At 71.3% G+C, this 13657-nt stretch carries 13 protein-coding genes; 6 read left to right on the top strand and 7 right to left on the bottom strand.

Features of this window, described 5'->3' with window-relative positions:
- The first annotated feature begins 56 nt into the window (after positions 1–56).
- The 6 genes from ACZ7PG_RS13225 to ACZ7PG_RS13200 all read left to right on the top strand — a co-directional run bounded on the left by ACZ7PG_RS13225 (position 57) and on the right by ACZ7PG_RS13200 (position 7103).
- A complete protein-coding gene (locus ACZ7PG_RS13225; protein ID WP_470239346.1) occupies positions 57–1595 on the top strand; it encodes an NAD(P)-binding domain-containing protein in 1539 nt (512 codons plus the stop codon).
- Positions 1595–2665, top strand: a complete 1071-nt coding sequence (locus tag ACZ7PG_RS13220) for an alpha-hydroxy acid oxidase (RefSeq protein WP_470239345.1) — start codon at positions 1595–1597, stop codon at positions 2663–2665. The genes ACZ7PG_RS13225 and ACZ7PG_RS13220 overlap by 1 nt, the downstream gene beginning before the upstream one ends.
- Positions 2662–3927, top strand: a complete 1266-nt coding sequence (locus ACZ7PG_RS13215) for a cytochrome P450 (RefSeq protein WP_470239344.1) — start codon at positions 2662–2664, stop codon at positions 3925–3927. The genes ACZ7PG_RS13220 and ACZ7PG_RS13215 overlap by 4 nt, the downstream gene beginning before the upstream one ends.
- A complete protein-coding gene (locus tag ACZ7PG_RS13210; protein WP_470239343.1) occupies positions 3924–5204 on the top strand; it encodes a cation:proton antiporter in 1281 nt (426 codons plus the stop codon). Before ACZ7PG_RS13215 ends, ACZ7PG_RS13210 begins: the two co-directional genes overlap by 4 nt.
- 64 nt (positions 5205–5268) lie before the next feature.
- Positions 5269–5916, top strand: a complete 648-nt coding sequence (locus ACZ7PG_RS13205) for a response regulator transcription factor (protein WP_470240746.1) — start codon at positions 5269–5271, stop codon at positions 5914–5916.
- Positions 5913–7103 carry a sensor histidine kinase gene (locus ACZ7PG_RS13200; protein ID WP_470239342.1) on the top strand — a complete coding sequence of 397 codons (1191 nt, stop codon included), beginning with the start codon at positions 5913–5915 and terminating at the stop codon, positions 7101–7103. The genes ACZ7PG_RS13205 and ACZ7PG_RS13200 overlap by 4 nt, the downstream gene beginning before the upstream one ends.
- Before the next feature lie 112 nt (positions 7104–7215).
- Here the strand turns inward: ACZ7PG_RS13200 and ACZ7PG_RS13195 are convergent, their stop codons facing one another.
- The 7 genes from ACZ7PG_RS13195 to ACZ7PG_RS13165 form a co-directional block, all read right to left on the bottom strand.
- On the bottom strand, positions 7216–8520 hold the full coding sequence (locus tag ACZ7PG_RS13195) for a HEAT repeat domain-containing protein (protein WP_470239341.1): 1305 nt from the start codon (positions 8518–8520) through the stop codon (positions 7216–7218).
- Between the two features lie 32 nt (positions 8521–8552).
- Positions 8553–9842: a histidine--tRNA ligase gene (gene hisS / locus ACZ7PG_RS13190; RefSeq protein ID WP_470239340.1), complete on the bottom strand. Its 1290-nt coding sequence runs from the start codon at positions 9840–9842 to the stop codon at positions 8553–8555.
- A 23-nt stretch (positions 9843–9865) separates the two neighbouring features.
- The gene (locus tag ACZ7PG_RS13185) at positions 9866–10255 is read right to left on the bottom strand and encodes a hypothetical protein (protein WP_470239339.1); all 390 of its coding nucleotides are present in this window, start codon (positions 10253–10255) and stop codon (positions 9866–9868) included.
- A gap of 85 nt (positions 10256–10340) precedes the next feature.
- Positions 10341–11504: an amidohydrolase family protein gene (locus ACZ7PG_RS13180; protein ID WP_470239338.1), complete on the bottom strand. Its 1164-nt coding sequence runs from the start codon at positions 11502–11504 to the stop codon at positions 10341–10343.
- A gap of 1 nt (position 11505) precedes the next feature.
- Positions 11506–12633 carry an MAB_1171c family putative transporter gene (locus tag ACZ7PG_RS13175; RefSeq protein WP_470239337.1) on the bottom strand — a complete coding sequence of 376 codons (1128 nt, stop codon included), beginning with the start codon at positions 12631–12633 and terminating at the stop codon, positions 11506–11508.
- The gene (locus ACZ7PG_RS13170; protein WP_470239336.1) at positions 12630–13151 is read right to left on the bottom strand and encodes a hypothetical protein; all 522 of its coding nucleotides are present in this window, start codon (positions 13149–13151) and stop codon (positions 12630–12632) included. The genes ACZ7PG_RS13175 and ACZ7PG_RS13170 overlap by 4 nt, the downstream gene beginning before the upstream one ends.
- Positions 13148–13552: an XRE family transcriptional regulator gene (locus ACZ7PG_RS13165; protein WP_470239335.1), complete on the bottom strand. Its 405-nt coding sequence runs from the start codon at positions 13550–13552 to the stop codon at positions 13148–13150. The genes ACZ7PG_RS13170 and ACZ7PG_RS13165 overlap by 4 nt, the downstream gene beginning before the upstream one ends.
- Between the last annotated feature and the right edge of the window lie 105 nt (positions 13553–13657).

The following is a 13657-nucleotide window of genomic DNA, read 5'->3' as shown; positions in this document are numbered from 1 at the left end:
CTCCGGAGCAGGCTCGGCGCCGATCAAGGTCGGTGCCGAGCCTGCAGGAGGTCGTCGTGGAGGAAGTGCTCGATTATCTGGTCGTCGGGGCCGGGCCCGCCGGGGTGCAGCTGGGGCAGCACCTCGGCCACGCCGGGCACCGGTACCTGGTGCTGGAGGCCGGTTCCGCGCCCGGTCACTTCTTCGAGACCTTCCCCCGGCACCGGACGCTCATCTCCATCAACAAGAAGCACACCGGGTACTCGGACCCCGAGCTGCGCATGCGGATGGACTGGAACTCGATCCTGACCGCGGGCGGCGAGGATCAGCCCCTCTTCACCGACTACAGCGAAAAGCTCTTCCCGGACGCGCCGGACCTCCTGCGCTACCTCGCCGACTACGCGGCGAAGCACGACGTCCAGGTCCGCTACGACACCCGGGTGACGCGCATCCGCCGTGATCCGGAAAGCGCTCTCTTCATCCTCACCGCCGGTGACGAAGAGTTCAAAGCAAGAAAACTGATCATGGCGACCGGCGTCACCAAGCCGTACCTCCCGCAGTTCCCCGGCGTCGAGCTGATCGACCAGTACGTGGACGTCAGCGTCGACCCGCACGAGTTCACCGACCAGCGCGTTCTCGTGCTGGGCAAGGGGAACTCCGCCTTCGAGACCGCGGACAACCTCATCGAGACCGCCGCGGTCGTGCACGTCGGCGGCCCGCGGCCGGTGAAGCTCGCCTGGCGCACCCACTTCGTCGGCCACCTGCGCGCCTACAACGCGGGCATCCTCGACATGTACCAGCTGAAGCTCCAGCACGCGATCCTCGACGGCGACGTCCGCGAGGTCCGCAAGGACGCCGACGGCTACCACGTCAAGTTCGCCTTCGCCCGCGCCGACGAGGTCATCAAGGAGATCCGCTACGACCGCGTCATCGGCTGCACGGGCTTCCGCTTCGACGCGTCGCTGTTCGACGAGGACTGCCGTCCGCAGCTCACGATCAACGACCGCTTCCCGGCGCAGACGCCGGACTGGGAGTCGGTCAACGTTCCCGGCCTGTACTTCGCCGGCACGATCACGCAGGTCCGCGACTTCAAGAAGGCCACCAGCGCGTTCATCCACGGCTTCCGTTACGGCGTCCGCGCGCTGGCCAAGGTCCTGAACGAGCGCCACCACGACGTCCCGTGGCCGAGCGTCGAGCTGTCCGCCAAACCGGACGCGCTGACCGATGCCGTGATCACCCGGATCAACCGGAGTTCCGCGCTGTACCAGCAGTTCGGCTTCCTCGGCGACGCGCTGATCGTCGACGGCGACACCGCCCGCTACCTCGAAGAGGTGCCGGTCGACCGCGTCCTGCAGGACCCGCCGGACGAGGTCTACGTCGTCACCCTCGACTACGGTCCCGACCACGACAAGATCGACCCGTTCGACTTCGTCGCGCGCGCGGCCCAGGACAAGGCCAACGACCACGGCGAGGGCCACTACCTGCACCCGATCGTCCGGCACTACCGCCGCGGCGAGCTGGTCGCCACCCACCACGTCACCGAGAACCTCGAGAACGAGTGGGACAAAGAGGTGCACGTCGAGCCGCTGACCGCGTTCTTCGCCCGGGAGCTGTGATGCGCACGATCGCGGAGTTCGAGGCGGCGGCCCGGCAGCGCCTCGACCCGGTGCACTACGACTACTTCGCGGGCGGCGCGCAGGATGAGATCACCGTGGCGGAGAACGAATCGGCGTTCAAGAAGCTGCGGTTGCTCCCGAGGGTCCTGCGCGGCAGCGACAAACGGGACCTGAGCGTCGAGCTGCTCGGGACGCCGTCGTCGATGCCGATCCTCGTCGCGCCCACGGCGTTCCACCGGCTGGCGCACGGCGACGGTGAGCTGGCCACCGCCCGCGCGGCGGCGCGCGCGGGCACGATCATGATCGTCAGCATGGCCTCGACGACCGCGATCGAGGACATCGCCGCGGCGGCCCGGGAGGTCGCGCCGGACCCGGGCCTGTGGTTCCAGCTCTACCTGCAGCCCGACCTGGAGTTCACCGAGGCGATCGTGCGCCGGGCCGAAAACGCGGGCGTCAAGGCGTTCGTCGTCACCGTCGACTCGCCGGTGCTCGGCCGGCGCGAGCGCGACGACCGCAACGACTTCCACGACCTCCCGCCGGGACTCGCCGTCGAGAACCTGCGCGACATCGGGGAGAACCGCAGCGACGGCAACGCCAGCCATGTTCGCGACATCGTCATGTCGGCCGGGCTGAACTGGGACCACATCGCGTGGCTGCGGGGCAAGACCAAGCTCCCGGTGCTGATCAAGGGCGTGCTGCACCCCGAGGACGCGCGATTGGCGGTGCACCACGGCGTCGCCGGGATCGTCGTCTCCAACCACGGCGGCCGCCAGCTCGACACCGTGCCCGCGACCATCGACGTCCTCCCCGAGATCGCGGCGGCGGTCGGCGGGGCGATCCCCGTGCTGCTCGACGGCGGGATCCGCCGCGGCACCGACGTCGTCAAGGCCCTCGCCCTCGGCGCGGACGCGGTCGGCGTCGGCCGGCCGGTCGTGTGGGGGCTCGCCGCGGGCGGACGCGAAGGCGTCACGCAGGTCCTGGAGCTGCTGCGGGACGACTTCGACCAGGCGCTGGCCATGTGCGGGGGACGGCACCCGGCCGACCTGACTCCGGACCAGGTGCGGCGATGATCGGGAAAGCGCTTGCCACAGCCGCCTTGGTGACGGCGCCGGCCTGGCTGCCCAGCCGGGTCGTCGCCCTGCGGATGCGGATCTTCTCGCTGGTCAACGGCCAGGACACGGTGACGATCCCGGGGGAGCAGGTCGGCGTCCGCGACTTCCGGCGCGTCTACGCCGACCCGGCGGCGAACGGCCGCAGCCGCGGCGCCGCGCTGTCCGACCTGTTCTGGTACTGGCTCGCGCCCGGGCCGCAGGTGCACCAGGAGCACCTCGAAGCCGGGCCGCGCTACGACGAGGTCGCCAAGTGCACCCGGCACATCCTGGTCCGGTCCAAAAAGGACTCCGAGGAGCTGGCCCGGCGGGTGGCCGCCCACGTGCTCGACGGTCTCGGCGGCGGCCTGGTCCGGCTCCGCGACGAGATGATGCCGATCTGGGCCGAGCTGTACTACGAGCTGGTGTTCGACGAGCCGTGCCCGTCCGAGGCGCGCGACCTCATCGTCGGGCACGCCGACGACGTCGCCTCGGCCCTGAAGTGCGTACGGCCGCGGAACATGCGTCGCCGGGCCCGCCTGACGAAGTACCTGCGGCGGCGCCTCGCCGACGTCCCGCACCCGCTGCCGGACTCCCTGACACCGGAGGAGCAGGCCTACTACCTGCAGGGCACGTTCTTCAACACCGCCGTCGTGCAGATGTCCGAGGCGATGGCGCACCTGCTGATGATCGTGGCCCAGCGCCCGGAGGTCCAACGGCGGCTCGTCGAGCACCCGGCCGACGACGCCTACCTGGACCGGGTCATCGACGACGGCCTGCGCGAGTTCCCCCTTTTCGGCATCGCGCACCGGATCTCCACCGCCGACATCGACCTCGCGGACCTGACCATCCCGGCGGGCACGGTGCTGTGCTTCAGCTACCCGGGCTTCGCGGCCCAGACCGCGAAGGACGACTTCATCCCCTTCGGCGTCGCGCAGAACCGCGCCTGCCCGGCCCGCGGCCTGGCCCCGCCGACCATGCGCGTCGTGACGCGTGAGGTCCTGCGCCGGTTCAGCCTCGCCTCGACGGCCGGGCACACCCGCTCCATCCCCAACCGCGGCCCGGCGCTGCTCACGCCCCGCGGTGCGCGCCGCAAGCGCGCACCCCTGGTGTGGCTCGCGGTCCGCGACCGCTGGGAAGACGTCTGGCGCAGCTTCGCCCAGCTCGTCTTCGGTACGTACATGGTGCTCGACGCCCGGAAACAAGCCCTGTGCTCGACCTACTTCGCCGGAGGAAACTCATGACCCCCACCGAAGCGGCACCGGCGTTCTTCCTCGCCGTCGCGGTCATCCTCGTGGTGTGCCGGCTCGTCTGCCTGGTCGCGGTGCGGCTGGGCCAGCCACCGGTGGTGGGCGAGATGATCTCCGGCGTGCTGCTCGGCCCGTCCCTGCTGGGTTTGCTCCTCCCGGGCGTGCAGACGGGGCTGTTCCCGGACGGCATCCGCCCGCTGCTCTACGTCGGCGGCCAGATCGGCCTGGTCATCTACATGTTCGGCGCGGGGTACGAGTTCAGCCTCCGCAGCATCCGCGGCTCGGCGAAGTCGGTCGGCGCGATCTCGGCCGCGGGCACGGTGGTGCCGCTCGCGCTCGGGGTCGGCGTCGCCGTGTTCGGCACGAGCTGGGCGGGCATCGGCAAGGACGGCGTCTCGCTCGCGACGTCGGCGGCGTTCGTCGGGGTCGCGCTGGCCATCACCGCCTTCCCGATGCTCGCCCGGATCATCACCGAACGCGGTCTCGGCGGCACCCGGTTCGGCTCGCTCGCGCTGGCCTGCGGCGCCCTCGACGACGTCCTGGCGTGGGTCCTGCTGGCCGTCGTGCTGGGCATGCACGCGGACTCCGCCGGGCCGGTCGCGCTGGCCGTGGGCGGCGGCCTGCTGTTCGCGTTGCTGCTCGTCCTCGTCGGACGCCGGGTGCTCGCGAAGGCGATGGGCAGTGACCGGATCTCCGCCGACCAGAAGATGCTGATCACGGCGTTGACGTTGTTCGCGGCTGCCTGGTTCACCGACATCATCGGGCTGTACGCGGTGTTCGGTGCCTTTTGCGTCGGCATCGTGTTCCCCCGCGTGCCCGCCGCGGACGCCGTGCTCGCGAAGATCATGCCGATCGGGCGGATCGTGTTCCTCCCGCTGTTCTTCACCTATTCCGGCCTGAACACCCGGTTCGCGTTGCTCGCGGACCCGAAGCTGCTCGCGTTCGCGGTGTTGTGCGTGGCCGTCGCGATCGTCGGCAAGCTCGGTGCCTGCTGGGGCGCGGCGCGACTGGTGGGGGAGTCGCAGCCGGTGGCGTTGCGCGTCGGCGCGCTGATCAACGCGCGCGGGCTGATGCAGCTGATCGCGCTCAACGTCGGGCTGGCCGCGGGGATCGTCTCGCCGGCGTTGTTCACGGTGCTGGTGCTCGTCGCGCTGGTCACCACCGTCATGACCGCGCCCGTGCTCAGCTGGCTCGACCGGCGCGATGCCCGCAAGGGGAGCAGCGAGGTGCTCCTGATGGCCGAGCCGGCACCGGTGACCGGGAAAAGTTGATAGTTCAATTTCGGAAAATCACTGCCAGTATGGGTTCGTGCACGAAGGGGCGACGAAACCGAGAGTGCTGCTCGTCGAGGACGACCGGGAGCTGGCGGGCATGCTCGCCGAGCTGCTCGCGGACGAAGGCTACGAGACCGACGCGGCGCACGACGGGCAGCGGGGCCTGCACCTCGGGCTCACCGGGCAGTACGACGTGATGATCATCGACCGCCGCCTCCCGGTGCTGGACGGCCTCGAGCTGATCGCCGGGCTGCGGGCGCGCGGGGTGACCACGCGCGTCCTGGTCCTCTCGGCGCTGGGCGAGCTGGCCGACCGGGTCGGCGGGCTCGACGCCGGCGCCGACGACTACCTCGTCAAGCCGTTCGAGGCCGAGGAGCTGCTGGCCCGGCTGCGGGCGCTCGGCCGCCGTGACCTGGAGGGCGCGGAGAGCCTCCCGGTCGGCGCGGCGGCCCTCGACCTGCGGCGGCACGAGGTCGTGCTGCCGCGCGGGGAGCGGATCACGCTGTCCGGGCGGGAGTTCGAGCTGCTGCGCACGCTGGCGCAGCGGCCGAAGGCGATCCACCCGCGGGCGTCGCTGCGGGGAGCCGTCTTCGCCGACTCGACGGGGGAGTCCATTGTGGACACCTATGTGTACTACCTGCGGCGCAAGCTCGGCCGCGACGTCGTCCGGACGGTGCACGGCCTCGGCTACCAGATCGGCGCGGTATGAGACCCGACCAGGAAGAGCGGGCCCTGCGGCGGGCGCGGTGGGCGATCACCGCGCAGATCGCCGTCGTGGTGTCGATGCTGGTGGCCGTCGCGGGCGCGATCGCGTACGGGATGCTGCTGACCCGCCAGCACGCCGAAGCCGACCGGACGCTGGCCCGGACGACCGAGCTGGGCCCGGCGGCGACCCCACCCGGCTGCGTCTGGCTGTTCACCCCGGTCCTGCACGCGCCCGCGGGCCCGGCCCCGGCCGGGATGCCGATCGCCGGTCTGGACGCGACGGTGCCCGTCCCCGGCGACGTCCACACGGAACGGCGCCCGATCGGCGGCATGACGTACACGATCCGCGTCGAGAACCGCGGTGGCGTCGTTTCACAGGCGTACTTCGAGGAGCTGTACCAGATCCAGGACCGCTCGTCACTGGTATCGGGGCTCGTGGTCGCCGAGGTGCTGGCGCTGCTCGCGGCCGTGCTGTGCGGCCGGGTGCTGGCGTGCCGGGCGATCCGTCCCCTGGCCGACGCGCTGCGGCGGCAGCGGACGTTCGTCGCGGACGCGTCCCACGAGCTGCGCGCCCCGCTGACCAGGCTGCACACGCGGGCGCAGCTGCTGGCCCGGCGTTCGTCCGGCCGCGACGCGGACGACCTCGAGCAGCTGGTCCGCGGCACGCGAGAGCTCGGCGAAGTCGTCGAGGACCTGCTGTTGTCGGCGCAGGCGTCCGACCGGCCGGAGTTCGAGCTGGTGGAGCTCGGGACGCTCGCGGAGGAAGCGGTCGCGGCGGAGGCGGTGCGCGCGGGGGAGGGCCAGGTCCGCCTGGCGGTGTCGCGGGAGCGCCGGCCGTACGTCGTCCAGGGCGTCCCGACGGCGTTGCGGCGCGTGCTGTCGGCGTTGCTGGACAACGCTTTGGGCCACACCCCACCGGGCGGTTCGATCGAGGTGTGGCTGGGCGTACCGGACGAAAGGCACGTGGAGCTGCGCATCCGCGACACGGGCGTCGGCTTCCCCTCGGCGGACGCGGAAAGGATTTTCGAGCGTTTCGCCCGAGGTTCCGACGGCGACGGCCGCCGCTTCGGCCTGGGCCTGGCTTTGGTCCGCGAGGTGGTGACGGGCCACGGCGGCACGATCGCCGCGGCAGGCCGCCCCGGCGACGGAGCCACGTTCACGCTGAGGCTGCTCCGCGCCGACCCGGTGTGATCGCAGGGGCATCACGCGTGATCAGAGGGGCATCACTCGTGATTGAAGAGGCATCACGTGCGATGCCTCCCCAGTCACGCGTGATGCCTGTCCAGTCACGCGTGATGCCCCTTCAATCACGCGAGTTCCGGGCTTGGGGCAAGGCGAAGCGGAGCTGCCGGGCCACTCGCGGTGGGGCCAGCGGGAGGAGCGCCTCGATTTCCGCTGCCAGTGCGGCGGACGGGGTCGTGTACGTCGCCGCCGTGTGGTGCAGCCAGGCGTGCAGGTCTTGCTCGGCGTCGGCCGCCAGGTCGGGGTCGCGCAGCAGCGTGAGGTCCGTGTGCAGGCGCAACCAGGTGTCGCGGTCGCGCAGCAGCGCCGCGCCCGCACGTCGCGTGTGGAGTCGCTCCGCCGCGAGCAGCTCCCGCAGCGCGGGGACGCCGACGAGCGCGGGCTTGCCGCGCAGGAACGTCACCACCTGACGGGTCACCGCGGGCGACGGGTCCGTCAGCAACGGGCGCACCGCGGCCGACTCCGGCGCCACCCGGCGCAGGCCGCGGACCGCCACGGCCCGGATCCGGGGACGGTCGTCGGTGAGGAGCCGCTCCAAGCCCGGAGCGTCGTCACGCGTGCCGGTCTCGCCGAGCCCGGCGACCGCGCCGAAGGACGCCGGCATCGCGCGGTAGTGCGCGGCCGGGTCGCCGCCCGCCCGGGACACCAGCGCCTGCGCCATCGACCGCACCGCCGACGACCGGTCCGCCAGGTGGGCCACGGCGGCGTCCGGCCCGAGCAGCGTCAACGCCCGCATCCGGACCTTCGGCGTCCCGGCCGCGAGGAGCTCTTCGACGTACTCGCCGCGGTCGAGCAGCGCGGTGCCGCACACCGCGCGGACCACGAAGTCGTGGTCCCGCAGCGCGACGTCCAGCAGGTGCTCTCGCGCAAGGAGCCCGAGCGCCTCGACGTGGACCCAGCGCCGGACCTCCCGGTCGTCGATCGCCAGCGCCACGTCGAGGTGATCCGGCAGGGCCCGCCGGAACAGCGCCGTCATCCAGTCGTCGAGCTGCCGGCGCCGGAGCACGCCGATCAGCGGCAGCATCGACCGCAGGGTCACGGAGTCCACTCTGGACAGTGCCGCTTCCCGGGCGCGCTCGCGGATCGGCCGGACCCAGTCGACGCACCGGACGAGCAGCAGCGGCACCGCCTCCGGATCGGAGCTGACGGCCAGCCGCTCGACGGCCGCTTCGCGCATCCGGCCGTTGCCGTGGCACGCGGCCTCGGCCAGCTTTTCCCGCGACAGCGGCAGGAGCTCGCCGCCGGGGAAGCGGTACCAGCGCTGCTCGGTCCACCACGCCCGCCGCACGGCGACGTCGAACTCCGCCCACCGCCGCACGTCACCCGCGGCGAAGGCGTCCAGGTCGGGCAGGCCGGTTTCGAACACACACCCAGCGTGTCAGGCGTGTCGAGCCGGTTTCAGCCCAGCAGGGCCTGGACCGCGGCAGGAGCGTCGGCGATCGCGACCGGGTTCTGCTCCCGCGTCGACAGGCTGCGGACCGTGACGTTCCCGGCCGCCCAGTCCTCCTGGCCGACGATCACCACCGCGACCGCGCCCGCCTTGTCCGCACGGCCGAGCTCTTTGCCCAGCTTGCGGTGCTCGATCGGGGTCGACGTCCGGAGTCCGGCCGCGCGCAGGGACGACGCCACCGAGCGGGCCGCGTCCGAGAGGTCCTCGGTCACCGGGATCACCATGACGTCGACCTCGCTGCGCGGGGCCGGCGTCAGGCCGTGCGTCTCGAGGAAGTCCATCAGCGTGACGTCGCCCATGCCGAACCCGATGCCCGGGATCTGCTGCGGGGTGAACATCGACGCGAGGTCGCTGTAGCGCCCGCCGCCGAAGAGCGCGCGGCGGTTCTCCGGCGAGGTGTCGAAGACCTCGAACACCGTCGACGTGTAGTACGCCAGCCCGCGCACGATGATCGGCTCGTACTTCACCAGCGAGCCGGCGCTGCTGTTCAGGACGCGGACGAGGTTCGACTGCTCCCGCACCTCGGCCGGCAGCTCGTCCAGCAGCGCCTCGCCCGCGTCGAGCGTCTCGGCCAGCTTCTCGAACTGCTTGTCCGACAGGCCGATCTCGCCGGCGCTTTCGGCCAGCTTCTCGCGCGGGTACTTCTCCCAGCGGTCGACCAGCGCGAACACCTGGGCCAGGTGGTCCTCGGAGACGCCGGCGACGTCGGTGAGCGCCGACGTCAGCAGGTTCCGGTCGTTGACGCGCAGCACGAACATGTCCGGCGTCGCCCCGAGCGCGGCCATCATGTCGTGCACGAGCTCGAAGATCTCGATCTCGCAGTTGGCGCTGTCCGAACCGAAGATGTCGGCGTTGATCTGCCAGTGCTCGCGCACGCGGCCGCGCTGCGGCGCCTCGTACCGGTGGCAGTTCGGGTGGCTGTACCAGCGCACCGGGAACGACAGCGACTTCGCGCTCCCGGCGATCATCCGCGCCACCGACGGCGTCATCTCCGGCCGCAGCGCCAGCCGCCGCCCGCCCTTGTCGGTGAGGGTGTAGAGCTGCTTGTCGGCGAGCTCCTGACCGGACTTCCGCTCGTAGATCTCGGCCGATTCGAGGATCGGGCCGTCGTAGCGGAGGAAGCCGCGGCGCTCGAGGACGTCGTAGAGATGACCGAACACCTGCGTCCGGACGGACATTTCGGCGGGCAGGAAGTCCCGGGTCCCCTTGTAGGGCGCGGTCGGCAGGTATTCAGGCACGTCACCAGCTTAACGACCGGCGCTCAGGCGAAGGCGACCCCGTAGGCGGTGAGCAGCGTGCCGGCGGCGAGGAGCACGGCGCCCACGGACGTGACGCGCCCGCCGAGCTTGCCCTTGTTCGGGATCAGGTGCAGGAAGAAGCCGCCGGACTGGGCGAGGATCCCGAAGAGCAGCAGGAAACAGGTGATCCACAACGTCGTGTCGGACAGCGTCGTCCGGCTGAGGATCTGCAGCGCGACGAGGGCGAGGATCAGCAGGACGCCGGCGTGGGCGTGGCCGGCGCGGAACATCGCGCGCTGGTGTTCGGTGAGCTTCCGGTCGCGCATGACGCCCATCAGCGCGTAGCCGCCGTACATGACGGTGGGGAGCGAGACCAGGGCGATCACGGTGAAGAGCTGGGTGGGCCCGTGCATCGGGGACTCCTTCGAGGTGGGGTGCAGCTACCGTAACACTGTTTTAAAACGCTGTCACCAAACTAGGCATTCCCCGATCGGGAAACTAGGCCGCGCGGCCCTGAGCCAGCACCAGCAGGGGGTTGCGCAACGCGGCGAGCGACGCCAGCGGGTCACCTTCGACGACGAGCACGTCCGCCGCCAGACCCGGCTCGAGCCGGCCGGTCACCGACGTCAGGCCGAGGCCGGCCGCGGAGTCGCAGGTGGCGATCTCCAAGATCCGCCGCCGGGAGAAGCCGAGCCATTCGTACAGCTCCAACGCGCCGACCGGGTCGTCGAACACCGACCCCGGCAGGCCCGCGTCCGTCCCCGCGAGCAGCCGGACCCCGTGCTCCTCCAGCCACGGCAGCCGGCCGTACATCGCCTGCGCGACGTCGTCGCCGAGCTTCTCGACGATCATCCGCCAGTTGCGGCTGCTCGTCGAACACGCCGAGATCCCGTCCGCCGCCATCCGCTTCGCGACGGGCTCGCGCCGGTCGAAGGACCGCGGCCCGGTCAGGAAACTGCAGTGCTCGACCGTCGACACCCCGGCCGAAACCGCGGCCTCGATCGCGTCCGCACCGTGGGCGTGCGCCGCCACCGGCAGTCCGTGCGAAGCCGCGTGCGAAACCACCAAGGACAGCTGACGCGCGTCGAACTGGGACTCCCACATGTCCGCGCCGCCCTCGGTGATCTGGCCGCCGCTGGCCATCACCTTGATCACGTCCGCGCCCGCCGCCGCGTTCTCGTCGATCAGCGCGCGGATTTCGGAGTCGGACGCGACCGCGCCACCGAAGAAGTGGCAATGCCCGTCCGGCACGGTGATCGGTGGGCCCGACACCAGCAGCCGCGGCGCGGCTTCCCCGGAGAACGACCGCCGGACCGCCGCGCCCAGGTGGTCGCGGTCGCCGAGGTCCCGCACCGTCGTGACGCCGCTGCGCAGCATCGACGACAGCCGCGAGCGCGCACCGTCCAGAAGGGAGCCGGCGTGGAAGTGCGCCAGCATCTCGCGGGAAGCGTCGAAAGCCAGGTGCACGTGGACGTTGAACAACCCGGCCAGCGCGGTGCCGGTGGGGAAGTCGTGCCGCGAAGCATCCGGCGCCGCCTGCGCGACGACGTCGGCGCGTGGGCCGGCCGCCACGATCACGCCGTCGCGCACCAGCACGGCGCCGTCCTCGGTCGGCGCCGACGGCCGCGGCAGCACCCGGCCCGCGGTGATCAGGGTGTCCACGTCAGGCCCCGTTCTCCATCGCCGCCGACAGCGCCAGCAGCGGCCGGACGTCCGATTCGATGTCGTCCGCCGGCGCGGGCAGGACCTGCTTGGCGTGGCCGTCGCTCTCCTCGCCGGCCGCGTGCCGCGCCAGCGCCGTCTTCAACGCGGCCGCGGCGGCGCCGGGATCGGTGGCGACGACCTCGCCGAAGTCCGCGGTCAGGTACGGCGACAGCTGCACCAGGCCGTCCCGGATCTCGATCACCCGGCGGTAGTGCACGCGGTGGATGCTGCGCGGGGAAAGGAGCTCGCCGCGCCGTCGCGGCGGGGTCCGCAGCACGATGCTGGGGAACGCCTGGACCAGGACCGTCCACAAGGGACCGAGTGCGTCGTGTTCGTGACGGTGCTGGCGCCGCCGCCGCACCGCGGAAACCCGCGCCCGCACGCCGGGGTAGGTGACGCCGAGCAGGAACAGCATCCCGCCGAGGATCACGAACGGCACCCCGAGCAGCAGCAGCACCTTGACGACCGGGCCGAACGCCCACGCCACCACGATGTACAGCGCACGGAAGATGCTGCCCACCGCCGCGCAGGCCATGCCGGCCGCGCCCATCCGCAGCCCGATCCGCAGGTGCCGGTCGGCCACCCGCAGGTAGCGCACGATCCACGCCGTGCAGGCGATCAGACCGTAGATCAGGTACAGCCCGGCGCCGAGGTAGAAGGACGCGATCCCGGAGTCGTGGATCGTCGACGGCCCGAGCGGGAGCCCGCGCAGCTCCGGTGCCGTCAAGGCCATCGTGACGATCATCAGCGTGATCGCCGCGGCCAGTGGCACGAGCTCCACCACCACCCGGCGGTAGCGCCGCGGGCCCAGCGTCGAGCCGAGGAAGAAGATCACCAGCGCGCACACCGCGCACGCCAGCAACGCGTTGTTGGCCACGCGGGCCGCGCCGCGGCCGAGGACCGCGTCGATCTCGTCGGAAATGACCTCCTGCTGCAACAGGAAAGCGAGGGCGAACCCGGCGATGCACGCGGTGACCGCCCAGTTCGGCACCGTCGGTGCACGTTGCACCTGGTAGATCCGCCACGCCAAAGCCGCGGCGAACAACAGCATCGCGAGAACGTTCACGGGGCTGAAAAGTGTGCTCACAACCACCCTTGGTGATCGCCGAGCGCCCCCTGGATCCGGCGAAGATCTCGGTCCGCAGCGCGCCGCGGGATCGTGTAGTTCAGGACCGACGCCCACTCGAGGATGATGGTCGCGACGGTCTCGGCTTCCCACTCGTGCGCGTCATCGTAGGACGTCCGGCGCAGTGCGCGGTGTACTGCATCCGGGTCAAGATCCGGAGCGGGCCCGCGCAGGAAGTCCGCCGGCTCGGCGTCGCCCTGCGGGTGGTGGTCGGCCAGCATGTGCCCGAGCTCGTGCAGGATGATGTGGTCCTGGTGGGATTTCGTGGTTTCGGCCTGGTAGAAGATGTAGTCCGCGGTCGACGTCGCGATCCAGCAGCCGAACGGCCCGGGTACCTCCAGCGGGTAGGCCATCAGCCGGATCGGCTTCCCCCGTTGGTCACCCAGCCGCGCGCACAGCACCTCGACGTCGAGCGGCGGGCCGATGTCGAGCTGCTTCAGCAGCTTGCGGCACCGGCGGCGCAGCTCCCGTTCCTTCATCGCGCGGCGTCCTCCGGGTTCCGGCCCTCGCGTTCGGCCCGCTCGTAGCGCTCCACGAGCTCCAGCAGGTCCATCACCTGCCGGCGGCCCTGCGGCGAAAGCTCCTGCGCCCGCATCGCCATCAGCTGTGCTTCCCCAGCCGGGGGCGCGGCTGCCTCTTCGTCGAAGAAGTACGTCACGGGCACGCCGAACAGCCTCGCCAGTGCCTCAACATAGTGGATCTTCGGGTTGACGCGCTTGCCCGTGGCCAGTTGCTGCAGGTAGGCGGGCGACATCGCCGGCCCGCCCGCCCGCTCGACGGCGGCCGAGATCTCCCGGTAGCTGTGCGGCGCGCGGCCGTCCAGCCGAGCCGCCTCGATCAGGGCGCTCAGGCGTTCCGCGAAAGTGCGTTCCCGTGCCATACCCGCCCCCTAGGTTTCCACCGTGAAAATTCTAGCCGGGAAACCACTGTACGCACATGTTGACAGCTATCGTATGCAGTGGTTTACAGTTGACGCGCCTCTCGT

The organism is Amycolatopsis sp. NPDC114504, assembly GCF_055633595.1.
This window is presented reverse-complemented; position numbering and strand designations above follow the sequence as displayed.

Bases quoted from the DNA above. Each gene is read 5' to 3' on its own strand.
- ACZ7PG_RS13185 (WP_470239339.1), bottom strand. From the start codon at position 10,255: ATGCACGGGCCCACCCAGCTCTTCACCGTGATCGCCCTGGTCTCGCTC.
- ACZ7PG_RS13220 (WP_470239345.1), top strand. From the start codon at position 1,595: ATGCGCACGATCGCGGAGTTCGAGGCGGCGGCCCGGCAGCGCCTCGAC.
- ACZ7PG_RS13170 (WP_470239336.1), bottom strand. From the start codon at position 13,151: ATGAAGGAACGGGAGCTGCGCCGCCGGTGCCGCAAGCTGCTGAAGCAG.
- ACZ7PG_RS13215 (WP_470239344.1), top strand. From the start codon at position 2,662: ATGATCGGGAAAGCGCTTGCCACAGCCGCCTTGGTGACGGCGCCGGCC.
- ACZ7PG_RS13165 (WP_470239335.1), bottom strand. From the start codon at position 13,552: ATGGCACGGGAACGCACTTTCGCGGAACGCCTGAGCGCCCTGATCGAG.
- ACZ7PG_RS13210 (WP_470239343.1), top strand. From the start codon at position 3,924: ATGACCCCCACCGAAGCGGCACCGGCGTTCTTCCTCGCCGTCGCGGTC.
- ACZ7PG_RS13200 (WP_470239342.1), top strand. From the start codon at position 5,913: ATGAGACCCGACCAGGAAGAGCGGGCCCTGCGGCGGGCGCGGTGGGCG.